Below are 23,003 nucleotides of genomic sequence, written 5' to 3'. Positions count from 1 at the left end.
GCGCCGCCGCGCGTCGCGTCCTAGATTGGACACGTGTCCAGTCAGGTGTCCGCCTCGCCGCGCCAGGGTCTCAACGCCCGCCAGGCCGAGACCGCGGAGAAGCTCCTGTCCGCCGGCCTCGACGAGCTGCGCGCCGTCGGGCACGAGGCGCTCACGGTGCGCACGGTCGCCCAGCGCGCAGGCGTCTCGCCGGCGACGGCGTACACCTACCTGGCCTCGAAGAACCACCTCTTCGCCGAGCTGTTCTGGCGCTTCCTGGCCGAGGACGCCGGTCGGACGCCCGTGGGGGACTCCTCGCTGGAGCGCGTCCAGTCGGTGACCCGCCACCTCGCCGAGCGGCTCGCGGCGGCCCCCGAGCTGGCGGCCGCGGTCACGCCCGCCCTCCTCGGCACGGACCCCGACGTCGAGCGGCTGCGGCTGCGGATCGGCGCCGAGTTCGTCGACCGATTTCGGGAGGCGCTCGGTCCCGACGCCGACCCGGCCGTCCTCGAGACGCTCGCGCTGGCCTTCTCCGGCGCCCTGCTCCAGGGCGGCATGGGACTGATGACGTACACCGAGCTCGGCGATCGGCTCGACGCCGTGGTCGCCGTGATCCTGAAGGGGAATGCATGAGCATCGTGCAGAGCAGTCCGGTCCTCGACCCGTACGACTACGGGTTCCAGAACGACCCCTATCCCGTCTACGCCTGGCTGCGCGAGCACGAGCCGCTGCACCACAACCCGGAGCTCGACCTCTGGGCGCTGACCCAGCACGCGGACATCGCCGAGGCACTGCGGACGGAGGGCACCTACTCCAACTCGTACGGCGTCGCGATCGAGAAGTCGGCCTGGGGTCCGTCGGCCTACAAGGTGATGTCGATCCTCGGCATGGACCCGCCGAGGCAGAAGCGGCTGCGGTCGCTGGTGTCCCGCGGCTTCACGCCGCGTCGCGTGCACGACCTGCTGCCGCGCATCCAGGAGCTGACCGACCGCTATCTCGGCGAGTGCCTCGAGATGGGCAGCTTCGACTGGATCTCCGACTTCGCCGGCAAGCTCCCGATGGACGTCATCTCCGAGATGATGGGCGTCCCGGAGGAGGACCGCGCCGAGGTCCGCCGCCAGGCCGACATCGTCGTCCACCGCGAGGACGGCGTGTACGACGTGCCGCAGGCCGGCGCCGAGGCGTCGTTGTGGCTGGTCGTCTACTACATGGAGATGGTGACCCAGCGGCGGCGGCAGCCCACCGACGACCTGACCAGCGCGCTGATCGAGGCCGAGGTCGACGGGGAACGACTGGACGACGAGGACGTCATCGCCTTCCTCTTCCTGATGGTGGTCGCCGGCAACGAGACCACGACGAAGCTGCTCGGCCACGCGGCCTTCCACCTCACCCGTCACCCGGACCAGCACGACCTCGTCTTCGGCGGCTCCGGCAACACCGACCTGGTGGCGCCGTGGGTCGAGGAGACGCTCCGGTTCGACACCTCCAGCCAGCTGCTGGCCCGCTACCTGCTGAGCGACGTCGAGCTGCACGGCCGGGTCGCACCGCAGGGCTCCAAGCTGCTGCTGTGCCTGGGCTCCGCCAACCGTGACGAGTCCGTCTTCAGCCGCCCCGACGAGTACGACATCACCCGGGACGCCGACGAGCTGGCCAAGATCCTGTCCTTCGGCGGTGGACGGCACTTCTGCCTCGGCGCCAACCTGGCCCGCCTCGAGGCGCGGGTGGCGCTGACCGCCCTCGTCGAGCGCGCTCGTTCCATCGAGGTCGACCACGACGCGTGCCGCCGGGTCCACTCGGTCAACGTCCGCGGCTTCGCCGTCGAGCCGATGAAGCTGGTTCCCCGATGAGCAAGTACGCGCAGCCGGAGCGCCGCCCGGCCGTCGTCGCCGGCGCGTCCTCCGGGATCGGGGCCGCGACCGCGCTGTCACTAGCGGCGGCGGGACACCCGGTCGCGCTCGGCGCGCGACGTACGGACAAGTGCGAGGAGCTCGCCTCCCAGATCCGCGCGGGCGGGGGCGAGGCGTACGTCGGCGCCCTCGACGTCACCGACGGCGACTCGGTCGCCGCCTTCGCCGACAAGGTCACCGCCGAGCTCGGCGACGTCGAGGTGGTGATCTCCAACGCGGGCTCCGTCAACCCGGGCACGATCCACGAGGTCGAGACCGAGCGCTTCCAGCGCGAGGTGGACCTCGCGATCGGGGGAGCGCACCGGTTGGTCCGCGCCTTCGTCCCGGGCATGGTCGAGCGCCGCCGGGGCGACATCGTCTTCGTCTCCTCCGACGTCGCGGTCCGCGCCCGGCCTTTCATGTCGTCGTACGCCGCCGGCAAGTGGGGTCTCGAAGGCATGGTGCACGCGCTGCAGATGGAGCTCGAGGGCACCGGCGTGCGCGCGTCGATCGTGCGGCCCGGCCCGACCTGGAGCGAGATGGGCACCGACTGGGACGTCGACGACGCCGCCTTCGTGCTCAACCAGTGGGTGAGGTTCGGGCACGCGCGGCACCCGCACTTCCTCAAGCCGACGGCGATCGCCGATGCGATCACCACCGTCGTCAGCGCGCCACGCGGCGTGCACCTGAACCTGATCGAGGTCTCGCCCGAGGCACCCCTGGAGGACAATTGACCGTCACGCAGATCCCGGAAGTCTCGTACGCCGTCGAGGACGACGGCTACGGCCACCTGGCCGAGATGCGGGTCGACCCGATCGGTCTCTTCGAGCGGGTGCGCGCGGAGTGCGGCGAGATCGGCCGCTTCAGGCTGGCCGACAAGGACGTCGTCCTCGTGTCGGGTGCGGAGGCCAACGAGCAGTTCTTCCGGGCGCCGGACTCCACGCTCGACCAGGCCGCGGCGTACCCCTTCATGACCCCGATCTTCGGCAAGGGCGTCGTCTTCGACGCCTCGCCCGAGGAGCGCCAGCAGATGCTCAAGAACCAGGCACTGCGCGGCGACATGATGCGCGGCCACGCCGCGACGATCGAGGCCGAGATCAACCGAATGGTCGCCGACTGGGGCGACGAGGGCGAGATCGACCTGCTCGACTGGTTCGCGGAGCTGACGATCTACACGACCTCGTCGTGCCTGATCGGCAAGCCCTTCCGGCAGGAGCTCGACTCGTCGTTCGCGCACTACTACCACGAGCTCGAGCAGGGCACGGACGCCATCGCGTACGTCGATCCCTACGCCGACATCGAGTCCTTCCGCCGGCGCGACGCCGCGCGCGAGAAGCTCGTCGAGCTGGTGCAGGGGATCATCGACCGGCGCAAGGTGCGCGGCAAGGTCGCCCGCGAGGACCGCGACCTGCTCGACGTGCTGATCTCGATCGACATGACCGCCGACTACATCACCGGAATCTTCATCTCGATGATGTTCGCGGGCCACCACACCTCGTCGGGCACGGCGTCCTGGGCGCTGATCGAGCTGATGCGCAACCCTGGGGTGATGAAGGACGTCGTCGCCGAGCTCGACGACCTGTACGCCGACGGCTCCGAGGTGTCCTTCCAGGCGCTGCGCTCGATCCCGCAGCTGGAGGCCGCGCTCAAGGAGACCCTGCGGCTGCACCCGCCGCTGATCATCCTGATGCGCGTGGTCGCCGAGGAGATCGAGCTGGCGGGGCACACCATCCAGCCCGGCACCGTCGTCGCCGCGTCCCCGCGGGTGTCGAACCGGATCGCCGAGGACTTCCCGGAGCCCGAGCGCTTCGACCCGTCCCGCTACCTCGACGAGCGCCAGGAGGACCTGCAGAACCGCTGGACCTGGATCCCGTTCGGTGCCGGCAAGCACCGCTGCGTGGGCAACGCGTTCGCGATGATGCAGATGAAGGCGATCTTCTCGGTGATCCTGCGTGACTACGAGTTCGAGATGACCCAGCCGTCGGAGACCTACCGCGACGACGTCTCGAAGATGGTGATCCAGCTCCAGCAGCCGTGCCGCGTGAGGTACCGCCGGAGGCAGAGGTGAGCTGGCGGGTCGTCGCCGACCTCGGGCTCTGCCAGGGGCACCAGATGTGCACCGGCGAGGCGCCGGACGTCTTCGCCTTCGACGACGGCACCGACCAGGTCGTCGTGCTCCAGGAGCACCCCGACGACTCGCTGCGCCCGCAGGTCGAGTCGGCCGTGAAGTACTGCCCAGCCATGGCGCTCGCCATCCAGGAGGAACAGTGAGTCTGACCCGTGCCGAGATCGAGGAGTTCTGGGAGACCTGGCTCGACGTCAACCGTCGCGCCGAGGCCGCGGGCGACTGGCGACCGATGGCCGAGTGGTACGCCGAGGACGCGACGTACGGCTGGATGTACTCGGTCGACGAGCACTTCATGGCGGTCGGGCGCGACCAGATCCGGGACTGGGCCATCGGCATCGAGATGGACGGCTTCGACGGCTGGCACTACGACTACGTCTGCACGATGATCGACGAGCAGAAGTCGATGGTGCTCGGCTTCTGGAAGCAGCGGTCCGGGATCATCGACGACGCGACCGGCGGGGAGTACGAGATCCTCGGCATCGGCGGCTCGTGGTTCGGCGTGGAGCGCCAGGTCGGCGGCGCCGACGACGGACTGATCAAGTTCGCGTGGCAGCGCGACTGGTTCGACATGCCGTCGACCGCGCACACGTTCATGGAGATCCTCAAGTCCGGCAAGGCGCCCGACACCCTGCTGGAGCGGATCAAGGTGTCCGGGCACGGCGTGCCCGGCCACTACCACCTCGAGGACCTGCCCTCGACCGTGTGGCCGCCGCCCGTCGAGGCGGGGGAGCACATCACCCAGCAGAAGGCCCCGGAGGTCTCGGCATGACGATCTCGACCCCCGCCGCTCAGCAGCTCGTCGACGGCAAGCTCGTCGCGGCGTCGGACGGCACGACGTACCCGATCCTCAACCCCGCAACGGGTCTGGAGATCGGCCAGGCACCGGACGGCACCCCAGCGGACGTCGAGGGGGCGATCGCTGCAGCCCGCCGGGCCTTCGACGAGACCGACTGGTCGACGAACACCGAGCTCCGGGTCCGATGCCTGCGCCAGCTCCACCAGGCGCTGCTCGACCACGCCGACGCCTTCCGGGACCTGACGACCGCCGAGGTCGGCATGCCGGGCTTCATGATGGGCGCGGCCGGGTTCGACGTGCCCGTCGAGGGCCTGAAGTGGGTCACCGACCTGCTGGAGTCCTACGAGTTCGAGACCGACCTCGGCGTGGCGAAGCCGATGGGGATCAAGAGCCGTCGGACCGTACGCCGCGAGGCGGTCGGCGTCGTCGCGGCGATCACGCCGTGGAACGTTCCCACCCAGATCAACCTGGCCAAGGTCGGCCCGGCGCTCGCCGCCGGTTGCACCGTGGTGCTGAAGCCCGCGCCGGACACCCCGTGGGTGGCCTGCGAGCTCGGTCGACTGGTCGCCGAGCACACCGATATCCCGGCGGGCGTCTTCAACGTCGTCACGCCGCGGTCCAACGAGGTCGCGGCCGTGCTCTCGACCGACCCGCGCGTCGACATGGTGTCCTTCACCGGGTCGACACAGGTCGGTCGCGCAATCATGGCGGCCGCCGCGCCGACGCTGAAGAAGGTCTTCCTCGAACTCGGCGGCAAGTCCGCCGCGATCGCCCTCGACGACGCCGACGTCGCCTCGGTCGCCGGCGCGACGGCTTTCACCGCCTGCATCCACGCCGGCCAGGGCTGTGCGATCACCACGCGGCTGATCGTGCCGCGGGAGAAGTACGACGAGGCGGTGCAGGTCGCCGCGGCCACGATGGAGTCCATCGGGGCCAAGGACCCGGCCGACCCCGGCGCGATCTGCGGGCCGGTCATCTCGCAGGTCCAGCGCGACCGGGTCGAGGCCTACCTGCGCCTGGCCGAGGAGGAGGGCGGCAGCTTCGCCACCGGTGGCCACGTCATCGACCAGGCCGGCTTCTGGATCGAGCCGACCGTCATCGCCGGCCTCGACAACTCCTCGCGCCTGGCGCAGGAGGAGATCTTCGGACCCGTGCTGGTCGTCATCCCGCACGACGGCGACGACGACGCGGTGCGCATCGCCAACGACTCGGCGTACGGCCTCTCCGGCTCGGTCGACTCGGGTGACGTCGAGCGCGCGAAGGCCGTCGCCGCCCGGATCCGCACCGGCACCATCGCCGTCAACGGCGGGGTGTGGTTCAGCCCCGACGCGCCGTTCGGTGGCTACAAGCAGTCCGGCATCGGCCGGGAGATGGGCGTCGCCGGCTTCGAGGAGTACCTCGAGACCAAGACCGTCGCGGAGCCCGCCTAACCCCACCAACGTAGGAGACAGCACGTGAGCAAGCGTTTCGAGAACAAGGTCGTCGTCGTGACCGGCGCGGCCCAGGGCATCGGCGAGGCGTACGCACGCGCCCTGGCGGCGGAGGGCGCCTCGGTCGTCGTGGCCGACCTCAACGCCGAGGCGGGTCAGAAGGTCGCGGCCGACATCGGTGGGCTCTTCGTCCGCTGCGACGTGTCGTCTCACGAGGACGCTGCGGCGCTCGTGGCGGCGACGGTCGAGGCGTACGGCGGGATCGACGGCCTGGTCAACAACGCCGCGATCTACGGCGAGATGGCGTTCGACCTGCTGATCAGCGTCGACTGGGACTACTACAAGAAGTTCATGTCGGTGAACATGGACGGCGCGCTGGTGATGACCCGCGCGGTCTACCCGGAGATCCAGAAGCGGGGCGGTGGCTCGATCGTCAACCAGAGCTCCACCGCGGCGTACCTCTACTCCGGCTTCTACGGCCTGGCCAAGGTCGGCGTCAACGGGCTCACCCACCAGCTCGCCCACGAGCTCGGCGGCCTGAAGATCCGGGTCAACGCGATCGCCCCCGGCCCGACGGACACCGCGGCGACGCGCACGCAGGCCGGCGACGCCGCCAAGGACCTGGTCAAGGGACTCGCGCTCAAGCGGATGGGCCAGCCCGAGGACATGGTCGGCGCGTGCCTCTTCCTGCTCTCCGACGAGTCGTCGTGGGTGACCGGCCAGATCATCGCCGTCGACGGCGGACAGACGTTCCGGGCATGAGCACCCGCGTCGGGTTCATCGGGCTCGGCAACATCGGCAAGCCGATGGCGCTGCGGCTCGCGTCGTCGTCCGAGGTCCAGCTCACCGTGTACGACGTCGCGCCCGACCCGGTCGCCGAGCTGGAGCGGGCCGGCGCGCGGGCGGCGACCAGCGTGGCCGCCCTCGCCGCGAAGGCCGACGTCATCTGCGTGATGGTGCGCGACGACGACCAGGTGCGCGACGTGCTGGGGGAGATCCTCGGCGTGAGCGGCGACGGGCAGACCGTCGTCATCCACTCGACCGTCGGGCCCGACACCCCGGGCCAGCTCGCCGACACGGCGGGCCGGCACGGCGTCAAGGTGGTCGACGCCCCCGTCAGCGGTGGCGCGATGGGGGCCGCCGACGGCACGCTCGCGATCATGGTCGGCGGGTCGGACGAGGCGTTCGCGGCCGCTCGGCCCGCGCTCGAGGTGATGGGGTCGCTGGTCACGCACGCCGGGCCGATCGGGGCCGGCACCAAGCTCAAGCTGGCGCGCAACCTGATGCACTTCGTGGCGTTCACCGCCGCGACCGAGGCCCAGCGCCTCGCCGAGGCGGCCGGCCTCGACCTGGTCGAGCTCGGCAAGGTGGTGCGCCACACCGACGCGATCACCGGCGGGCCGGGCGCGATCATGCACCGCGCGACGACCGCACCGATCGCCCAGGACGACTTCTGGTACGGCGTGTTCGGCCACGTCCTCGCGCTGGGCGAGAAGGACCTGACCTTCGCGATCGATCTCGCCGACGAGCTCGACGTCGACGTGCCTCTCGCCCGCCTCGCCCTGGACCGCCTCGGTCCCGGGCTCGGGCTCCCGAGCAAGGAGAAGTGACATGGGCAAGTTCGACGACCTCCCCGAGACCCGCCGCACCGGCCTCGAGAAGATGGAGCAGGTCTACGGCTTCGACATGACCGACGGCGCCGGCGACTTCTTCGCCATCACCGCCGACCACCTCTTCGCCGAGATCTGGACCCGGCCCGGCCTCTCCGACCGTGACCGGCGCCTGCTGCTGATCGGCCTCCTCGCCGGCAGCGGCGGCCACGACGTGCTCACGATCCAGATCCCCGCGGCGTACGCCGCCGGCGAGCTCGACGACGAGCAGCTGCGCGAGATCGTGATCTTCCTGTGCCACTACGCCGGCTGGCCCAACGGCGCGCGGATCAACTCGATCGTCGAGGACACCATCGCGAAGGCCGCCCGGGCGAAGGCCAAGGCCGCGAGGGCTGCCGAGGAGGCCTGACCCGAGGTCCGAGGCGGAGCGGGCTACTGCAGGCCGGTCCGCACGGACGTGATCCGCTTCGTGTTGAAGCCGAGCCAGTGCATCCGGCCGACGTACCGCGCGTGCTCGACCTTGATGCAGCGGTCCACGACCAGGTCGACACCGCCGTCCTCGGCGATCCGGTTGCCCTCGTCGTTGACCACGCCGAACTGGCACCACATCGCCCCGGCACCGATCGCGACCGTGTCGGCCGCGATCTCCGGCAGGGCGTCGGGGGCACGGAAGACGTTGACGATGTCGACGGGCACGGGGACGTCGCGCAGCGAGGCGTACGACGTCTCGCCGAGGATCTCGGTCTCGCGGGGGTTGACCGGGATCACCCGGTAGCCGTGCCGCTTCAGGTAGTAGCCGACGAAGTAGCTGGCCCGCAGCTCGTTGGCGGACAGGCCGACGACGGCGATGGTCTTCGCGCTGTGCAGCACCCGCTGGATCACCAGCGGGTCCTGGAAGCGACCGAGGTCGGTCATGGCGCGACCACCTTCCCGACGCGGGTCAGGGCCGTCTCGAGGTCCCAGATCAGGTCGTCGACCGACTCGGTGCCGACGGAGAGCCGCACCGTCCCCGGCCCCACCCCGGCCGCGGCGAGCTCCTCGTCGCTGAGCTGGCGGTGGGTGGTGCTGGCGGGGTGGATCACCAGGCTCTTCGCGTCGCCGACGTTGGCCAGGTGGGACCAGAGCGTCAGCCCGCTGATCAGCCCTGTGCCGCCGGCGCGGCCGCCGGCGCAGTCGAAGGAGAAGACCGCGCCGGCGCCGAGCGGCAGGTACTTCTCGACGAGCGGCGCGTACCTGCTGCTCGGCAGACCGGGATAGGTCACCTTCGACGCGAGCTCGTGCGACTCGAGGAACGCCGCCACCGCCTGCGCGTTGGTGACGTGCCGCTCCATCCGCAGCGACAGCGTCTCGAGCCCCTGCAGCAGCAGGAACGCGTTGAACGGCGACAGCGCCGCACCGAGGTCGCGCAGCGTCTCGGCCCGCAGCTTCATCAGGTAGCCGTAGGTGCCGAACGTCTCGTGGAACTTCAGCCCGTGGTACGCCGGCGACGGCTCGGCCACGACCGGGAAGCGCCCGTTGGACCAGTCGAACGTGCCGGCCTCGACGACCACGCCGCCGATGCTGGTGCCGTGACCGCCGATGAACTTGGTCGCCGAGTGGATGACGATGTCGGCGCCCCACTCGATCGGACGGCAGAGGTACGGCGTGGCGAAGGTGCTGTCCACGATGAGCGGCAGCTCGTGCTCGTGGGCGATGCCGGCGACGACCTCGATGTCGAGCACGTTGCCGGCCGGGTTGCCGATCGTCTCGGCGAAGAACGCCTTGGTGTTCGGCTGCACGGCGGCCCGCCACGCGTCGTGGTCGTCGGGGTCGACCCAGGTGAGCTCCACGTTCATCTTGCGCAGCAGGTGCTTGAGCTGGTTGACCGTGCCGCCGTAGAGCGCCTGCGACGAGACCAGGTGGTCGCCGGGCTCCAGCAGCGTGAAGAGCGCGGCGGCCTGGGCGCCGATGCCGCTCGCGAAGGCGACCGCACCGGCCCCGCCCTCGAGGTTGGCCACCCGCTCCTCGAAGACCGCGACCGTGGGGTTCATGATCCGCGAGTAGGTGTTGCCGTACTCCTGCAGGTTGAAGTACGCCGCCGCGGACTCCGGGTCCTCGAACACGTAGCTGGTCGTCTGGAAGATCGGCACCGCGCGGGCGCCGGTGTTGGGGTCGGGTCGCTGCCCGGCGTGGAGCTGCCGGGTCTCGAAGCCGAAGTCGTGGTCGTCCTCGACGCGTGGCTCTGTCACGGGTTCGATCCTGTCAGGAAGGTGCGGATCAGGGGCGTCTGCCGGGCTTCTTCGAGCAGGAAGCAGTCGTGGCCGTACGGCGCGTCGATGACGTGCAGCTCGACCTGTTTGCCCAGTGCCTGCAGGGCTTCCTGGATCTCCAGCGACCCGGCGGGCGGGTAGAGCCAGTCGGAGCTGAACGCGATCAGCAGGGTCCGCGCGGACACGCCGGACAGCGCCTGCTCGAGCGAGCCCTCGCCGTACTGGCGGGCGAGGTCGAAGTACGACAGCGCCCGCGAGATGTAGAGGTAGGTGTTGGCGTCGAAGCGGCGGACGAACGAGTCGGCCTGGTGGCGCAGGTAGTTCTCGACCTCGAACTCCGGCTCGGTGATCGTGTAGCGGAGGTCGTCGGCGAACTGCAGGCGCCGGTGGAACTTCTCGTCCAGCGCGGGAGCCGAGAGGTAGGTGATGTGGCCGACCATCCGCGCGACGCCCATGCCGGCGTCGGGCCTGCGGCCGGTGCCGTAGTAGTGGCCGTCCTGCCAGTCGGGGTCGGCGCGGATCGCCTCGCGCGCGATCGCGTTCCAGGCGACGCCCTGGGGCTGGAGGGCGTGCGTGCTGGCGATGACGACGATCGAGTCGACCTGGTCGGGATAGCTGACGGCCCACTCGAGCGCCTGCATCCCGCCGAGTGACCCGCCGGCCACGGCCGCGAGCCGGTCGATGCCGAGCACGTCGAGGAAGGCGCGCTCCACGCGCACCATGTCGGCGACGGTGACGACCGGGAAGTCCGCGCCGTACGCCGTGCCGGTGGCCGGGTCGGTCGACGACGGCCCGGTGGTCCCGCTGCAGCCGCCGAGCAGGTTGGTCGAGACCACGTAGTAGGCGTCGGTGTCGAAGGCCTTGCCGGGCCCGATCATCCCGTCCCACCAGCCCAGACCGGTGGGGGCCGACCCGTCGCGCTCCTCGGCGGCGAACCCGTCGCGAGTGCTCGCGGCGACCGGAGCAGCGCTGGTCCCAGCGGCGTGCGCGTCGCCGCTGAGCGCGTGGCAGACCAGGATCACGTTGTCGCGCGCGGGCGAGAGCTCGCCGTACGTCTCGTAGGCGACGACGACCCCGCTCAGCGACCGGCCGCAGTCCAGCGGCACGGGGTCGGGGAGGTCGACGTACCGCGTCTCGACCACACCGACCGATCCGGGCTGCGTCTCGACCGTTGACATGCTGGCGATGCTAGTCGTGGGCCTGCTTTCATTGTCCACTAGCCCGCTAGACAAGATCGACCAGAGAGAGGTGTGGGGTCATGACCACCACCGAGAGCCCGGTCGCCGACAACGGCGTCAACGTCCAAGCACTGCTCGATGCGCGCGAGGTGCTCAAGGGTGCACCCGAGGCCGCCCAGTTCACCTGGCGCGCCACCTCGCAGTGGCAGAACGGCGTGCACACCCAGGTGAGGGTCCAGCCCTTCTTCGGGCTGGGCGAGGAGCAGAGCCACGAGGCCGAGCACGTCTTCGACGCCGACCACCCGGCGGTGTTCGCCGCCGAGGACAACGGCATCACGCCGATCGAGTACCTGCTCGTCGGCCTCTCCAGCTGCCTGAGCGCCGGCGTCGCGTCGGTCGCCCAGAACAGGGGCATCCAGCTGCGCTCGGTCGAGGCCTCCGTCGAGGGCAACCACGACATCCGCGGCATCCTCGGCGCCGACAGCGACGTGCGCAACGGCTTCAACGACATCAGGGTGAGCTTCAAGATCGACGCCGACGCGACGCCGGAGGAGATCGAGGCGCTGGTCGCGCAGTCGCAGAAGCGCTCCGCCGTCTTCGACGCCCTGACCAACCCGACCGATGTGACCGTCGAGGTTGTCTGAGCGTCACACCGCCGTCGTCATCGGCGCCGGCCATGCGGGGCTGGCGGCCAGCCACTTCCTCGCCGAGAGCGCGATCGACCACGTCGTGCTCGAGCGCGGGGAGGTGGCGAACTCCTGGCAGCACGAGCGCTGGGACTCGCTCCGGCTGCTCACGCCCAACTGGCTGAGCCGCCTGCCGGGCCACCCGTACGCCGGCACCGACCCGGACGGCTACCTGTCGGCGACCGAGGTCGTCGAGCTCATCCGGGACTTCGCCACCGCGACCGAGGCGCCGGTCCGCACCGGTGTCATGGTCACGTCGGTGCGCCGTACCGCCGACGGGTACGACGTCGTCACGGACAGCGGGACCATCGCGGCCCGCTCGGTCGTGCTCGCGACCGGTGCCTGCAACCGGCCGTCGGTCCCGACCCTCGCCGACGGCGTGCCCGGGACGGTGCAGCAGGTGACGCCGTTCGACTACCGCAGCCCCGACGACCTCCCCGACGGCGGCGTGCTCGTCGTCGGCGCCTCCGCGACCGGGGTGCAGCTCGCGGCCGAGATCCAGCGCGCCGGCCGCCCGGTCACGCTCTCGGTGGGGGAGCACACCCGCCTGCCGCGCACCCACCGCGGCCGCGACGTGCTCTGGTGGATGGACGCCTCCGGCGTCTGGGACCAGAGGTACGACGAGCTCGACGACCTCACCCGCGCGCGCCGCCTGCCGTCGCCGCAGCTCGTCGGCACGCCCGAGCGCGCGACGCTCGACCTCAACGCGCTCACCGACCTCGGCGTCGACCTGGTCGGTCGCTGGTCGGCCCTGCGGGACGGCACCGCGCTCTTCTCCGGCGGCCTGCGCAACGTCTTCGCGCTGGCCGACCTCAAGCAGCAGCGCCTGCTCGACGGCTTCGACGCGTGGGCGGTGGAGAGCGGCACGGAGGCGGGCGACCTCGCGGAGCGCCCGGAGCCGACCCGGGCGCCGGCCACCAGCCGGCTCAAGCTCGACCTCGCCAGCGGGGAGATCGCCTCGGTCGTCTGGGCCACCGGCTACCGGCCCGACTACAGCTGGCTGGACGTCCCCGTCGTGGACGAGAAGGGCCAGCTGCGCCACGACGGCGGCGTCGTCGACAGCCCGGGTCTCTACGCGCTGGGCCTGCCGGTGCTGCGGCGCCGCAAGTCGACCTTCATCCACGGCATCGAGGACGACGCCCGCGAGGTCGTCGACCACCTCACGACGTGGCTGGGTCGGCCGCCCACTTCGGGATGATGAAGACCCCCTCCGCCTCGACCGTGGGTCCGTCCGCGTCGCCGATCGAGGCGACCACCCAGACCTTGCGGCCCTCCTCGCGGTCGATCCGCGCGTCCAGGCGCAGCGGGCCCAGCGGCGTGCCGCGGCGGTAGACCATCGTCAGGGTGCCGGTGAACGTGATCCGGGTGAAGCCGGCGGCCGCGGTCTCGCCCATGATGTGGTCGAGCAGCAGCGCGGTGACGCCGCCGTGGACCAGCCCGGGCGGTCCCTCGTACGCCGCGCCGAGGCCGACCTCGGCGAACGCCAGACCGGAGCGCACGTGGGTGATCTCCAGCGGCGGTGCGATCGCGTTGCGCAGGCCGACGGCGGCGTTGCCCCAGTTCCACGCCCGCCCCTCGGAGTTGAAGCGCACGCCGGCGGCCCCGGGGACCTGCTGCTTGCGCAGCCGCGCCACGACCGCCTCGACCTCGGCCAGGGCGAGCGCGGCCTCCTCCGGTGACACCGTGGACCGGATGGTCGCGTCGACCAGCTCGCGCACCGCCGCCGTGAGGGGTCCGTAGACCGCCTCGATCCGGTCAACCTCGTCGTTCGGGATCTCGTCGTGGATGAACCCGCCGATGTCGCTCACGCCCTGCTCCTGTCGCTCGTCCGTCCCCACAGGTACGCCGCGCGGGCGGCGTCCTCCGTCGCCTGGCGCGCCAGACCGTAGCCACGGCAGTCGCCGACGGCGTGCACGTCGATGTCCGGCAGCCGCGCGGCGATCGCGTCGTGCAACCGCAGGTTCGGTGCCAACCATCCGGTCACGACGACGGTGTCGGCACGCAGCCCGCGGGTCCGACCACCCTGGGGCGTGAACTCGAGCCCGTCGTCGGTGTAGCGCTCGACCGCCGTGCCGATGTGGACGGCGACGCCGAGCCGGTCGAGCTCGTCGAGCTCCTCGGTGCGTCGCTTGGGCCCGACCTCCGGGGCCAGCTCCGGGCCCGGCTCGAGCAGCGACACCAAGTGCCCGGCCGCGGCCAGGTGGCCCGCGATCGCGACGCCGGGCAGGGTCCCGCCGACCACGCAGACCTTGCGGCCGATCGGGAAGTCCTGGAGGGCGTCGAGGGCCGTGATGACGTGCGGCCGGTCCTGGCCGTCCTCCGGCATCGTCAGCATCCCGCCGTTGGCGACCACGACCACGTCGGGTTCGAGCGCGGCGACGGCCTCGGGCTTGCCGGTGGTCAGCAGCCGCACGTCGATGGCGGCGTCGGCCACCTCGGCGAGCAGCCAGTCGAGGAAGAGCGCGTTGGCGGGATGCACCCTGGCGGCGTGCCGGAACCGGCCGCCGAGCCGGTCGCTGTTCTCCAGCAGCGTCACCCGGTGCCCCTGGCCCGCGGCCCGCCGAGCGGCCTCGAGCCCGCCGGGTCCACCGCCGACCACGACGACGTGGCGTCGCCGGGCGACCGGCAGGGGGAGCAGCTCGTGCTCGCGGCCGGTGAGCGGGTTGACGGCGCAGTCGGTCGCGAGCCGCTCCTCGAGGGAGTCGATGCAGTTCTCGCAGGAGATGCAGCGGCGGACGCGCGCGCCGGTCGCGAGCTTGCGCGGCAGGTCGGGGTCGGCCAGCAGTGGCCGGCCCAGCGCGACGAAGTCCGCGCGCCCGTCGGCGAGGACCTGCTCGGCCAGCGCCGGGTCGTGCAGCCGGCCGACCGCGATGACCGGGACGTCGACGACCTCCTTGACGGCCGCGGCCGCAGCGACGTTGGGGCCGTCGCCGTACGCCGCCCCGTTGACCATCTGGGTCACGAGTCGATCGATCACCCCGCCGCTGACGTGGAAGGCGTCGACGCCGGCCTCGACCAGCAGGGGCGCCACTAGCGCGGTCTCGTACGACGGCCGCCCGCCGGCGACGCGCTCGTAGCCGGAGATCCGCAGCGTGACCGGGAAGTCCGGCCCGACCTCGGCGCGGATCGCCGCGAGTGCCTCGAGCACCACGCGGATCCGCCCCTCGACCGAGCTGCCGCGGTAGCGGTCGTGCCGCCGGTTGCGCTGCGGCGCGAGGAACGAGCCGAGGAACATGTAGCCGTGCGCGGCGTGCAGCTCGATGCCGTCGTACCCCGCCTCCCGGGCGCGGACCACCGCCGCCCGGTAGAGGTCGAGGATCTCGCGGATCTGCTCCTGGGTGACCTCGGCCGACGGGCGTCCGGTCAGGTACGACGGGATCACCGACGGGCCGAGCGAGGTGACGCCGTGCATCTCGGGGCCGAGGCCGTCGGGTCCTGCGTGCACGATCTGCGGCTGGATCTTCGCCCCGTGCTCGTGCACCGCGTCGACGAGCCCGCGGTGCGCGGCGACCGACGCGTCGGTGCCGAGGTGCAGGCCGCCGGGCGTCTCGGGATGGCGCGGGTCGATCCCGGTCGCGCCGACCGTGACCAGGCCGACGCCGCCGGCGGCGCGCGCCGCGAAGTAGGCGACGGTCCGGTCCGACGGCAGCCCCTCGGGCGTGCCGTACATCGTCTCCATCGGCGACATCACGATCCGGTTGCGCAGCTCCATCGAGCCGATCCGCCCGGGCCGCAGCAGGTGCTCGTACGCCGTCATCCGGCCTCCCCGAGGTAGGCCGCGATCGAGCGGGTCAGGCCGTGCCGGGCCAGGTCGAGGTCGGAGTACGTCGAGAGGTGTGCCTCGGAGTTGAGGCCGCGCATCGCTCCGGGGAGCAGCGCCGCGACCTCGCGCACGCGCTCCGGGTCGAGGTCGAGGTCGGCGAACGCCGCCTGGCAGGTGGCGACCCAGCTGACCTGCCACGAGGCGAGCGCCTGCGCCGTCCGCGGGAACTTCTGCTCGAGCTCGCCGCGCTCCCGGGGGAGCGTCATCCGCAGGGTGTCGATCGCCCGCGCGTCGGGGCTGTCGAGGCCGCGCCACAGCGTCGCGATGATCTGGCCGACGCGGGCCTCGACCGCGACCTCGGCGCCGCCGGGGAAGGAGAGCGGCCCGCCGCGACGCTCCTCGAGGTGGTCGAGGACCGCGGCCCAGAGCCCGTCGACGTCGCCGAACTGGTACTTCACCGCACCCCACGTCGCCCCCGCCTGCTTGGCCACCTGGTTGGCGGAGACGGCGTCGGGGTCGCCGGACGACAGGCAGTCGAGGGCGGCGGTGAGCATCCGCGCGCGGGTGGCGTCGCCGCGCCGGTTGCGGCGGTGCTGGTCGGCCCCGGCACTCATCGGAGGTGCACGACCACGTCGTCGTGGAAGCGCTGCAGACCTTCGAGCTTCTGCTCCAGGGTCGCCCGCCGGCCGAAGTAGTACATCCAGGGTGCGGTCATCACCTCGGTGACGCCGGCCTCGCCGGCGCGCGCGAAGTCCTCGGGCAGGATCGCGTCGCTGAGCGCCGGGATGATCTCGAACGGCCCGTCCAGCCCGGCCTCCGCGCGCAGCGCCCGCAGCCGGCCGGCGGTCGCGATCGCCTCGTCGGTGGTGCAGATGTCGCCGACCCAGCCGTCGAACCTGGCCGCCCGTCGCAGCGCCGCGTCGGACAGGCCGCCGACCAGGATCGGCACCGGCGCCGCGGGCTCGGGCCGCATCACCAGCCGCGGGGTCGGGTAGTGCGTGCCGTCGTACGACGTCCAGCCGGGTGACCAGAGCTCGCGCATCAGCTCCAGCGCCTCGTCGGTGCGGGCGCCGCGGGTCGTGAAGTCCTGCTCCAGCAGGTCGAACTCCTCGCGGCACCAGCCGACGCCGACGCCGAGCGCCACGCGGCCGCCGGACAGCACGGAGGCGGTGCCGACGGACTTCGCCACCAGGTAGGGGCTGCGCATGGCGGCGACGTAGATCGAGGTGAAGAACCGGATCCGGGTGGTCACGGCGCCGAGCGCGCCGACCAGCACCCACGGGTCCGGCCACGCGCAGGTCTCGTCCCAGCGCCGCTGGCCGCTGTCGGTGTAGGGGTACGGCGTCGCCAGGGTCTCGAGGTCGACCACGTGGTCGGCGATCGTCAGGCCGGCGTACCCGAGCTCGTCGGCCGCGATGGCGACGGGGGTGATCTCCTCCGTGGGCAGGAAGGCAGAGACCACCGCGAAGCGCATGCCGGTGATGCTAGTTTCACCGAACCCTCGTTGAAAAGCGGCAGGAGCGAACATGGACAGGATCCGCGTCTTCCAGGTGGCCACCGGCAACGTCGGGACCGAGATGGTCCGGCGCCTGCAGCGCCATCCGGACCTCGAGCTGGTCGGCCTCCACTGCTACACCGCGGACAAGGTCGGCCGGGACGCCGGCGAGATCGTCGGCATCGGCCGGATCGGCGTGATCGCCACCGGCACCGTCGAGGAGATCCTCGCGGCGCGGCCGGACTGCCTGACCTTCCACGGCGTCTGGCCCGACGTCGACCTCTACGAGCGGGTGCTCGAGGCGGGCATCGACATCGTCACGACGGCCGACTTCATCACCGGCCACCATCGCGACGCCCACCACCCGACGCCGTCCGGGCGCACGGAGTCCGAGGTGATCGCGGCCGCGTGCGAGCGTGGTGGCTCGACCTTCTACGGCACCGGCATGAACCCCGGTCTCGCCCAGATCCTCACCGTCGTCCACTCCGCCGACGTCACCGACATCGAGAACGTCACCTGCATCGAGTCCGTCGACGTCTCGTGCCACCACTCCGCCGACACCTGGCGCAACTGCGGCTACGGGATGCCGGTCGACGACCCGGAGGTCCCGCGGCTGCTCGAGCTCGGCACCCGCGTCTTCGGCGACGGCGTGCACCTGATGGCCGACTGCTTCGGCATCGAGCTCGACAGCGTCGACTTCGAGTACGAGCTCGGCGCCTGCACCGAGGACGTCGACCTCGGCTGGTTCCAGCTGCCGCAGGGCTCCCTGGGCGGCAGCGCCTTCCGGTACGTCGGGAAGGTGGCCGGCGTCCCTCGCGTCGAGCTGCACCTCGAGTGGCAGATGACGCCCAAGACCGAGCCGCACTGGGACATCCAGGGCTGCTACATCACCAAGATCCAGGGCGACCCGGTGATCTACAGCAAGCACCTGATCCTGCCGAAGCCCGGCACCGACTTCTCGTCGGTCGAGGCGTTCGCGGCGATCGGGATGACCGTCACCGGCATGCCGGCGCTGAACTCGATCCGCGCGGTCGTCGACGCCCCGCCCGGCATCGTCACCAGTGCCGACCTCCCGCTGCGCGCCTTCGCGGGCCGCTTCACCATCGACCGATGAGCGCACCGGTCGGCGCCCGGCCCGCTGCCTGGTCCGGCGTTCCCAGTCAGGTCCCAGTCGGCCTCAAGAGGGCGGCGGCACGGTAGGTCTGCCGGGGAGCACTCCGGCACACCGATCCGGGCCCACCACCCCCCGGGCCCGACCAGTCAGGAGAACCCCCATGATCGACACCACCTACGTCGCCTTCGCGTACGCCGTCCTCACCATCGCCGCCCTCGCCTCCGCCGTCGCGGTCGCCGCCATCGTCGTGGCGGTGCGTGACCTCCGCGGCACCGGCACCCCGGTCGTCCTGTCCGTCGCCGGACCGTCCGACCGCACCTTCAGCCGGGCCGCGTGATCGCTGCCGTCCGGGCCACCCCCGCCCGGTCGTCCCTCCCCTGAGAGCCCCTCTCCCGCCAGCGGCGGGGAGGGGTTCTCGCATGTCCGGACGAGTGTCGGGTACCGGCGACGCCGTACCGACGACCCACGGAGGTGACCGATGCCCGCATCGAAGAAGCCCGGACCGAGCGTCAAGGACGACGAGCTCTACGAGAAGCTGCGCGACGAGGGCAACAGCAAGCAGAAGTCCGCGGCGATCGCCAACGCCGCTGCCAACACCTCACGCTCCGCAGTCGGACGCCGGGGCGGCAGGTCCCCGGCGTACGACGAGTGGACGGTCCGCGACCTGCGCGAGCGCGCCGCCGAGCTCGAGATCTCGGGCCGCTCGACGATGACGAAGGACGAGCTGATCCACGCCCTGCGTGACCACTGAGTGAACTTTCACCCTTTCGGGTGGTGAGTTCAGGTGGCCCCGGGAGCCCGGTCGTCGGGAGGATCAGATCCATGTCCGGACGACCCGTGAGGGTGGCCATCGCCAGCCCCGATCGGCTCGTGGAGCAGGGGCTCCGCCGGATGCTCGCCCAGCAGGCGCACCGCGTGGTCGTGGTCGAGGAGACCTCCCGCCTGGTCGACGTCGTGCTGCACGACGGACCGGCCGACGAGACGCCCGACTCGCAGCTGCGGCGCACGGGCGCGGCCTGGGTGCCACTCCAGGTGGGCGTCGAGCAGATCGTGATGATGGTGGAGGCGGCCGCGCACCCCTCGGCCGCAGGTGCCGAGGCCGTCGGGCTCACCGGTCGCGAGGTGCAGGTGCTCGCCCTGATCGCCGAGGGGCTCACCAACCAGGAGATCGCCGACCGGGTCTACATCAGCATCAACTCCGTGAAGACCTACATCCGCGCGGCCTACCGCAAGGTCGGCGTCAACAGCCGCAGCCAGGCCGCGATCTGGGCGATGCAGCACGGGATCGTCCGCCGCGACTAGCCGTCTCGTCGTGCGGGTTGTAACGCCCGGTTACTGACTGTTCCCCGGGTGCTGCAACCCCCTGGGCAGAGCCAGTAACACGGCGTTACAGCCGAGAGTGCCGGCTCAGCCCCGGTCCGTGTGCCGGGTGACCATCCGGTAGTCCTTCTCGGGCCCGGACGCGTCCCAGGTGACCGTCCACGACGTGACCGGCTCGCCCACCGTCTCCACCAGCCCGCGGTAGTGGTCCGGCGCGCACGGGTGGTCGACCTGGCGGCCGACGGCCCACGGGTGGAAGGGGCGCCCGTCCTCGAACCGCACGAACCAGCCGTCGGCCTCGAGCACGACGTACAGCGTGCGGCTCACGGGCACGGCGTGTCCCGGCCAGGTCATCGTGCCGGACTCGGTCCACCGGACGCGGTCGCCGGCCTCCCGGGTCAGCTCCGCGGTGCCGACCACGTCACGGCGCTCGCCGGCGAGGTGGTCGGCGACCGTCCGCGTCAGCGACCAGGTGCCGAGCAGGTCGGTCGGGTCCACGGTCCTAGCGCAGGGCCATCGAGCCCGAGAGCACGGGCTGCCAGGCGAGGTTCGCGTCGGCGGCGATCTGACGGTCGATCGCCCCGGCCACGTCGTCGGGCCAGTCGGCCGTGCGGCGGCTCTCCATGTCGATGTGCAGGAAGATCTCTTCCATCACGTAGCTGAGCTTCTGGTGCGAGTCGTCGAGCAGGTAGACGACGACGTGGGCGGCGCGCGAGGAGCGGCCGACCAGGCGGACCCGCACGGAGATCTTGTCGCCCGTGCGCAGCTCGGACAGGTAGGTCATGTGGTGCTCGGCGCTGAAGACCGCCTGGCCGGCGACGGTGGGCCAGTTCTGCGGGATCCCCACGTCGGCGAGCGACTCGTCGAGGCCCTCGCTCGCGATGCCCACGTAGTGCCGGATGTTGAGGTGGCCGTTGATGTCCTCGAACGCCGTCGGGACGGCCCGGGTCGCGTAGGAGGGAAGGGCGGCGAGCTCGTCGTACGACGGATGCGCGGTGGTCACACCCGGGACGGTACTGGCCCGCGGTGCCGGCCTCGACGGCGGCCCACGACACGGGCGTGGCCTCCGGGACCCGAGGGGCTCATGGGGCTAGCGTGGTGTTCTCGTTGGACCGAGCCGGAGGGGAAGCCGCGTGGTCATCCGGGTTCGTACGGCGCGCCGTCACGACCTTCGGCGACGGTTCACGTGGTCGGGCCCGCCGCCGCTGCTCCTCCTCGCCACCGTGCTCGGGGTCCTCGTCGCCCCCGCGGTCGCCGACGACGCTCCCCGGTCGACCGCGGTGCCGCACGCCGCGGCGCCGGTCGCCGGCGTCACCACGACCCCCCGGTCGGTCGAGCCCCGGATCGTGCGCCCGGTCAAGCTGGCCCGTGGCGGGCAGGCCGCCGGGACCGTGGCCCCGGTGGAGCGGGCGATCGACGTGGTCGGCGTCGCGAGCATGAACGTGCTCCACTCCCAGTCGGCCAGCGGGGCCTCGGCCGACGTGCTCCGGCTGGTCGGACGGCCCGGCCTCGACGTCGTCGGCTGGCAGGAGGCGCAGCACGTCGGCGGCATGCTGCACGAGCTCCCCGGCTGGACGACCGCGACCTTCCCCGAGAAGGGTGGGTTCTCCGAGCTCGCCGTCTCGTGGCGGACCTCGACGTTCAAGTTCGTGCGGGCCGAGCTCGTCGACGCGATCTCCGGCGTGGACACGGGTGACTACCCGTTCGGCAGCCGCCAGATCGCCGTCGTCACCCTCGAGCACCGCGCGAGCGGCGGTCGCCTCACCGTCCTCGACGCCCACCTGCCGCCGATGATCGAGGACCCGGACCGGCCCGGCCGGTGGACGGCGACGGTCAACGCCGAGCAGGCCCGGACCCAGCTCGGCGACCTCGTGGACGCCTGGCGCTCGGCCGGCACCCGGTGGGTCGTCGGCACCGGTGACTTCAACTTCGACGCCAGAGCCGACCTGAAGCACCACCCGGCGGGGGGACCGGCCCGCACCGTGGGTCGGGTCGCCCGCTCGACGTACCAGCTCCTCGGCGCCGCCCCGCGGTCGACGTACCCCTCCCAGAAGCGCAGCATCGACTACGTCTGGGTGGACCGTCACGCCCTGTCCGTCGGGCGGATCGACGCGCTCGGGCAGCAGGTGCTGACCGGCTTCCACAGCGACCACCGGCCGCTCGCCGCCCGCCTGCAGCTCAACTGACGAGCAGGCGCTCCCCGGGTACGGCGAGCAGCGCGCGGATCTCGGGGGTGAGGTCAGCGACGGCGGCCAGGAACCGCTCGCCCGGCGTGACGAAGAGCCGCTGGTGGTTGGCGCGGGCCAGCCGGCGCAGGCCGAGCGGCCAGAACGTGCCCCAGTGGACGGGTACGGCGAGGCCGGCCCCGACGCGGCGTACGGCCTCGGCGCCGTCGACGGGGTCCAGGTGCCCGTCCTCCAGCGTGGGCCCCCAGCCGCCGACGGGGACCAGGGCGAGGTCGACCCGGCCGACGTCGTACATGTCCTCGCGCAGCTCGGTGTCGCCGGGGAACCAGGCGGACCGGTCGGCCGCGTCGACGCGGAAGCCGAGCGGCGGGCCGGCGATCCGCGTGTGCGGCCCGCGGCCCCCGTCGTGCGTCGCGGCGAGCACGCGGACCGTCGCCCCGCCGACCTCGAGCACGTCCCCGGGTGCGACCGGCAGCACCCGGTCGGGGCCGAGGTCGCGGAGCAGGGACTCCCCGCCCCGGGGCACCAGGATCGGGACGTCGCGGCCGAAGCGGCGCAGCGACGGCAGGTGCAGGTGGTCGTGGTGCAGGTGCGAGACCAGCACGACGTCGGCGTCGGTCGCCTCGGCGGTGGGGTGCGCGGTGTAGCGGTGCAGGTGGAAGAGCTGGTCGCTGAGCAGCGGGTCGACGGCCACGCGGACGTCGTCCAGGGCAATGGTGGCGGAGGCGTGTCCCCACCAGGTGAGGGACAGGCCGCCGGTCATGACTGCGCGCGGTGGAAGGCCCAGGTGACGAGCGGCGCGAGCAGCTCCGCTGCCTCGTGGCCGGGCCCGGTGAGGGTGTACTCGACGTGCGGGGGTACGACGGGATGCGCGGTGCGCAGCACCAGCCCGTCGGCCTCGAGCGTCTGCAGCGTCTGGATCAGCATCTTCTCGCTGACCCCGTCGATCTCCCGCTTGAGCTCGCTCCAGCGCATGGTGCGGTCGTCGAGCGCCAGCAGGACGAGGACGCCCCACTTGCTGGTGACGTGCTCGACCAGGGTCCGGGTGGCCGGGCAGGCGGTGTCGGCCTGGAGCTCGCGTGCGGCGGTCATGCGGCCATCGTACCCACCCGTGGGTGGGTACCCCACTTTGAAGTGGGTACCTGCGATCGGGAAGGTGCCGCCCGACCGGGCGGTTGCAGCC

Annotated in this window: 28 protein-coding genes; 17 read left to right on the top strand and 11 right to left on the bottom strand. The window is 71.8% G+C overall.

The features are described from left to right. The first annotated feature begins 33 nt into the window (after positions 1-33). Genes ABEA34_RS09350 through ABEA34_RS09305 form a run of 10 tightly spaced genes read left to right on the top strand, consistent with a single transcriptional unit; the run spans position 34 to position 8,238 of the window. Positions 34-612 (top strand): TetR/AcrR family transcriptional regulator, encoded by a 579-nt coding sequence (locus ABEA34_RS09350; protein ID WP_345520980.1) that lies wholly within the window; start codon positions 34-36, stop codon positions 610-612. Continuing rightward, positions 609-1,826 carry a cytochrome P450 gene (locus tag ABEA34_RS09345; protein WP_345520979.1) on the top strand — a complete coding sequence of 406 codons (1,218 nt, stop codon included), beginning with the start codon at positions 609-611 and terminating at the stop codon, positions 1,824-1,826. Before ABEA34_RS09350 ends, ABEA34_RS09345 begins: the two co-directional genes overlap by 4 nt. Next, a complete protein-coding gene (locus ABEA34_RS09340; RefSeq protein WP_345520978.1) occupies positions 1,823-2,599 on the top strand; it encodes an SDR family oxidoreductase in 777 nt (258 codons plus the stop codon). The genes ABEA34_RS09345 and ABEA34_RS09340 overlap by 4 nt, the downstream gene beginning before the upstream one ends. Further along, a complete protein-coding gene (locus tag ABEA34_RS09335; protein ID WP_345520977.1) occupies positions 2,596-3,933 on the top strand; it encodes a cytochrome P450 in 1,338 nt (445 codons plus the stop codon). The genes ABEA34_RS09340 and ABEA34_RS09335 overlap by 4 nt, the downstream gene beginning before the upstream one ends. After that, a complete protein-coding gene (locus tag ABEA34_RS09330; RefSeq protein WP_345520976.1) occupies positions 3,930-4,136 on the top strand; it encodes a ferredoxin in 207 nt (68 codons plus the stop codon). The genes ABEA34_RS09335 and ABEA34_RS09330 overlap by 4 nt, the downstream gene beginning before the upstream one ends. Further along, positions 4,133-4,762, top strand: a complete 630-nt coding sequence (locus tag ABEA34_RS09325) for a nuclear transport factor 2-like protein (RefSeq protein WP_345520975.1) — start codon at positions 4,133-4,135, stop codon at positions 4,760-4,762. The genes ABEA34_RS09330 and ABEA34_RS09325 overlap by 4 nt, the downstream gene beginning before the upstream one ends. Next, positions 4,759-6,219, top strand: coding sequence for an aldehyde dehydrogenase (locus ABEA34_RS09320; protein WP_345520974.1), 1,461 nt, complete (start codon positions 4,759-4,761; stop codon positions 6,217-6,219). Before ABEA34_RS09325 ends, ABEA34_RS09320 begins: the two co-directional genes overlap by 4 nt. Before the next feature lie 24 nt (positions 6,220-6,243). After that, entirely contained in the window at positions 6,244-6,981 is a 738-nt protein-coding gene (locus tag ABEA34_RS09315; RefSeq protein ID WP_345520973.1) for an SDR family oxidoreductase, read from the top strand. Next, positions 6,978-7,829, top strand: a complete 852-nt coding sequence (locus ABEA34_RS09310; RefSeq protein WP_345520972.1) for an NAD(P)-dependent oxidoreductase — start codon at positions 6,978-6,980, stop codon at positions 7,827-7,829. The genes ABEA34_RS09315 and ABEA34_RS09310 overlap by 4 nt, the downstream gene beginning before the upstream one ends. A gap of 1 nt (position 7,830) precedes the next feature. Then, complete coding sequence (locus ABEA34_RS09305) at positions 7,831-8,238, top strand: carboxymuconolactone decarboxylase family protein (protein WP_345520971.1); 408 nt, start codon at positions 7,831-7,833, stop codon at positions 8,236-8,238. Positions 8,239-8,261: 23 nt separating this feature from the next. Here ABEA34_RS09305 and ABEA34_RS09300 read toward each other — a convergent pair whose 3' ends face one another. The 3 genes from ABEA34_RS09300 to metX are packed head-to-tail and all read right to left on the bottom strand — an operon-like array spanning position 8,262 to position 11,256. Further along, a complete protein-coding gene (locus tag ABEA34_RS09300; RefSeq protein WP_345520970.1) occupies positions 8,262-8,744 on the bottom strand; it encodes a CoA-binding protein in 483 nt (160 codons plus the stop codon). Further along, complete coding sequence (locus tag ABEA34_RS09295) at positions 8,741-10,057, bottom strand: O-acetylhomoserine aminocarboxypropyltransferase/cysteine synthase family protein (protein ID WP_345520969.1); 1,317 nt, start codon at positions 10,055-10,057, stop codon at positions 8,741-8,743. The genes ABEA34_RS09300 and ABEA34_RS09295 overlap by 4 nt, the downstream gene beginning before the upstream one ends. Continuing rightward, positions 10,054-11,256: a homoserine O-acetyltransferase MetX gene (gene metX, locus ABEA34_RS09290; protein ID WP_345520968.1), complete on the bottom strand. Its 1,203-nt coding sequence runs from the start codon at positions 11,254-11,256 to the stop codon at positions 10,054-10,056. Before metX ends, ABEA34_RS09295 begins: the two co-directional genes overlap by 4 nt. 80 nt (positions 11,257-11,336) lie before the next feature. On the opposite strand from metX, the gene ABEA34_RS09285 reads away from it, so the two are divergent. Next, positions 11,337-11,900 (top strand): OsmC family protein, encoded by a 564-nt coding sequence (locus tag ABEA34_RS09285; protein WP_345520967.1) that lies wholly within the window; start codon positions 11,337-11,339, stop codon positions 11,898-11,900. Next, positions 11,893-13,140: an NAD(P)-binding domain-containing protein gene (locus tag ABEA34_RS09280; protein ID WP_345520966.1), complete on the top strand. Its 1,248-nt coding sequence runs from the start codon at positions 11,893-11,895 to the stop codon at positions 13,138-13,140. The genes ABEA34_RS09285 and ABEA34_RS09280 overlap by 8 nt, the downstream gene beginning before the upstream one ends. Here the strand turns inward: ABEA34_RS09280 and ABEA34_RS09275 are convergent. From ABEA34_RS09275 to ABEA34_RS09260, 4 genes are read right to left on the bottom strand one after another with little or no spacing between them, the layout of a single operon-like run. Further along, positions 13,103-13,750 (bottom strand): PaaI family thioesterase, encoded by a 648-nt coding sequence (locus tag ABEA34_RS09275; protein ID WP_345520965.1) that lies wholly within the window; start codon positions 13,748-13,750, stop codon positions 13,103-13,105. The genes ABEA34_RS09280 and ABEA34_RS09275 overlap by 38 nt on opposite strands. After that, the gene (locus ABEA34_RS09270) at positions 13,747-15,699 is read right to left on the bottom strand and encodes an oxidoreductase (RefSeq protein ID WP_345520964.1); all 1,953 of its coding nucleotides are present in this window, start codon (positions 15,697-15,699) and stop codon (positions 13,747-13,749) included. The genes ABEA34_RS09275 and ABEA34_RS09270 overlap by 4 nt, the downstream gene beginning before the upstream one ends. Beyond that, positions 15,696-16,319, bottom strand: coding sequence for a TetR/AcrR family transcriptional regulator (locus ABEA34_RS09265; protein WP_345520963.1), 624 nt, complete (start codon positions 16,317-16,319; stop codon positions 15,696-15,698). Before ABEA34_RS09265 ends, ABEA34_RS09270 begins: the two co-directional genes overlap by 4 nt. Next, positions 16,316-17,179, bottom strand: a complete 864-nt coding sequence (locus ABEA34_RS09260) for a TIGR03619 family F420-dependent LLM class oxidoreductase (protein WP_345520962.1) — start codon at positions 17,177-17,179, stop codon at positions 16,316-16,318. Before ABEA34_RS09260 ends, ABEA34_RS09265 begins: the two co-directional genes overlap by 4 nt. A gap of 52 nt (positions 17,180-17,231) precedes the next feature. Here ABEA34_RS09260 and ABEA34_RS09255 point away from each other — a divergent pair, with 52 nt between their 5' ends. The 4 genes from ABEA34_RS09255 (at position 17,232) to ABEA34_RS09240 (ending at position 19,616) form a co-directional block, all read left to right on the top strand. After that, on the top strand, positions 17,232-18,314 hold the full coding sequence (locus ABEA34_RS09255; RefSeq protein WP_345520961.1) for an NAD(P)H-dependent amine dehydrogenase family protein: 1,083 nt from the start codon (positions 17,232-17,234) through the stop codon (positions 18,312-18,314). Between the two features lie 160 nt (positions 18,315-18,474). Further along, positions 18,475-18,651, top strand: a complete 177-nt coding sequence (locus tag ABEA34_RS09250; protein ID WP_345520960.1) for a hypothetical protein — start codon at positions 18,475-18,477, stop codon at positions 18,649-18,651. 141 nt (positions 18,652-18,792) lie between these two features. Continuing rightward, the gene (locus ABEA34_RS09245) at positions 18,793-19,065 is read left to right on the top strand and encodes a DUF7218 family protein (protein WP_345520959.1); all 273 of its coding nucleotides are present in this window, start codon (positions 18,793-18,795) and stop codon (positions 19,063-19,065) included. Positions 19,066-19,136: 71 nt separating this feature from the next. After that, positions 19,137-19,616 carry a response regulator transcription factor gene (locus tag ABEA34_RS09240; protein ID WP_345520958.1) on the top strand — a complete coding sequence of 160 codons (480 nt, stop codon included), beginning with the start codon at positions 19,137-19,139 and terminating at the stop codon, positions 19,614-19,616. 105 nt (positions 19,617-19,721) lie between these two features. On the opposite strand, the gene ABEA34_RS09235 is transcribed toward ABEA34_RS09240, so the two are convergent. Both ABEA34_RS09235 and ABEA34_RS09230 read right to left on the bottom strand, forming a co-directional pair. After that, positions 19,722-20,132 carry a DUF6314 family protein gene (locus ABEA34_RS09235; RefSeq protein WP_345520957.1) on the bottom strand — a complete coding sequence of 137 codons (411 nt, stop codon included), beginning with the start codon at positions 20,130-20,132 and terminating at the stop codon, positions 19,722-19,724. Between the two features lie 4 nt (positions 20,133-20,136). Continuing rightward, positions 20,137-20,637: a thioesterase family protein gene (locus tag ABEA34_RS09230; protein ID WP_345520956.1), complete on the bottom strand. Its 501-nt coding sequence runs from the start codon at positions 20,635-20,637 to the stop codon at positions 20,137-20,139. Between the two features lie 130 nt (positions 20,638-20,767). Here ABEA34_RS09230 and ABEA34_RS09225 point away from each other — a divergent pair, with 130 nt between their 5' ends. Further along, positions 20,768-21,820, top strand: a complete 1,053-nt coding sequence (locus tag ABEA34_RS09225) for an exonuclease/endonuclease/phosphatase family protein (protein ID WP_345520955.1) — start codon at positions 20,768-20,770, stop codon at positions 21,818-21,820. On the opposite strand, the gene ABEA34_RS09220 is transcribed toward ABEA34_RS09225, so the two are convergent. Together ABEA34_RS09220 and ABEA34_RS09215 are read right to left on the bottom strand one after the other, a co-directional pair. Beyond that, complete coding sequence (locus ABEA34_RS09220; protein WP_345520954.1) at positions 21,813-22,583, bottom strand: MBL fold metallo-hydrolase; 771 nt, start codon at positions 22,581-22,583, stop codon at positions 21,813-21,815. The two genes, ABEA34_RS09225 and ABEA34_RS09220, sit on opposite strands and share 8 nt — an antisense overlap. Beyond that, complete coding sequence (locus ABEA34_RS09215; protein WP_345520953.1) at positions 22,580-22,912, bottom strand: winged helix-turn-helix transcriptional regulator; 333 nt, start codon at positions 22,910-22,912, stop codon at positions 22,580-22,582. Before ABEA34_RS09215 ends, ABEA34_RS09220 begins: the two co-directional genes overlap by 4 nt. Positions 22,913-23,003 lie beyond the last annotated feature (91 nt).

It is taken from the genome of Nocardioides conyzicola (genome assembly GCF_039543825.1).
Classification (GTDB): domain Bacteria; phylum Actinomycetota; class Actinomycetes; order Propionibacteriales; family Nocardioidaceae; genus Nocardioides; species Nocardioides conyzicola.
This window is presented reverse-complemented; position numbering and strand designations above follow the sequence as displayed.

Coding starts and splice junctions, on each gene's coding strand:
- ABEA34_RS09345 (WP_345520979.1), top strand. CDS start 609: ATGAGCATCGTGCAGAGCAGTCCGGTCCTCGACCCGTACGACTACGGG.
- ABEA34_RS09340 (WP_345520978.1), top strand. CDS start 1,823: ATGAGCAAGTACGCGCAGCCGGAGCGCCGCCCGGCCGTCGTCGCCGGC.
- ABEA34_RS09320 (WP_345520974.1), top strand. CDS start 4,759: ATGACGATCTCGACCCCCGCCGCTCAGCAGCTCGTCGACGGCAAGCTC.
- ABEA34_RS09310 (WP_345520972.1), top strand. CDS start 6,978: ATGAGCACCCGCGTCGGGTTCATCGGGCTCGGCAACATCGGCAAGCCG.
- ABEA34_RS09305 (WP_345520971.1), top strand. CDS start 7,831: ATGGGCAAGTTCGACGACCTCCCCGAGACCCGCCGCACCGGCCTCGAG.
- ABEA34_RS09300 (WP_345520970.1), bottom strand. CDS start 8,744: ATGACCGACCTCGGTCGCTTCCAGGACCCGCTGGTGATCCAGCGGGTG.
- metX (WP_345520968.1), bottom strand. CDS start 11,256: ATGTCAACGGTCGAGACGCAGCCCGGATCGGTCGGTGTGGTCGAGACG.
- ABEA34_RS09285 (WP_345520967.1), top strand. CDS start 11,337: ATGACCACCACCGAGAGCCCGGTCGCCGACAACGGCGTCAACGTCCAA.
- ABEA34_RS09270 (WP_345520964.1), bottom strand. CDS start 15,699: ATGACGGCGTACGAGCACCTGCTGCGGCCCGGGCGGATCGGCTCGATG.
- ABEA34_RS09265 (WP_345520963.1), bottom strand. CDS start 16,319: ATGAGTGCCGGGGCCGACCAGCACCGCCGCAACCGGCGCGGCGACGCC.
- ABEA34_RS09260 (WP_345520962.1), bottom strand. CDS start 17,179: ATGCGCTTCGCGGTGGTCTCTGCCTTCCTGCCCACGGAGGAGATCACC.
- ABEA34_RS09255 (WP_345520961.1), top strand. CDS start 17,232: ATGGACAGGATCCGCGTCTTCCAGGTGGCCACCGGCAACGTCGGGACC.
- ABEA34_RS09250 (WP_345520960.1), top strand. CDS start 18,475: ATGATCGACACCACCTACGTCGCCTTCGCGTACGCCGTCCTCACCATC.
- ABEA34_RS09245 (WP_345520959.1), top strand. CDS start 18,793: ATGCCCGCATCGAAGAAGCCCGGACCGAGCGTCAAGGACGACGAGCTC.
- ABEA34_RS09240 (WP_345520958.1), top strand. CDS start 19,137: ATGTCCGGACGACCCGTGAGGGTGGCCATCGCCAGCCCCGATCGGCTC.
- ABEA34_RS09220 (WP_345520954.1), bottom strand. CDS start 22,583: ATGACCGGCGGCCTGTCCCTCACCTGGTGGGGACACGCCTCCGCCACC.
- ABEA34_RS09215 (WP_345520953.1), bottom strand. CDS start 22,912: ATGACCGCCGCACGCGAGCTCCAGGCCGACACCGCCTGCCCGGCCACC.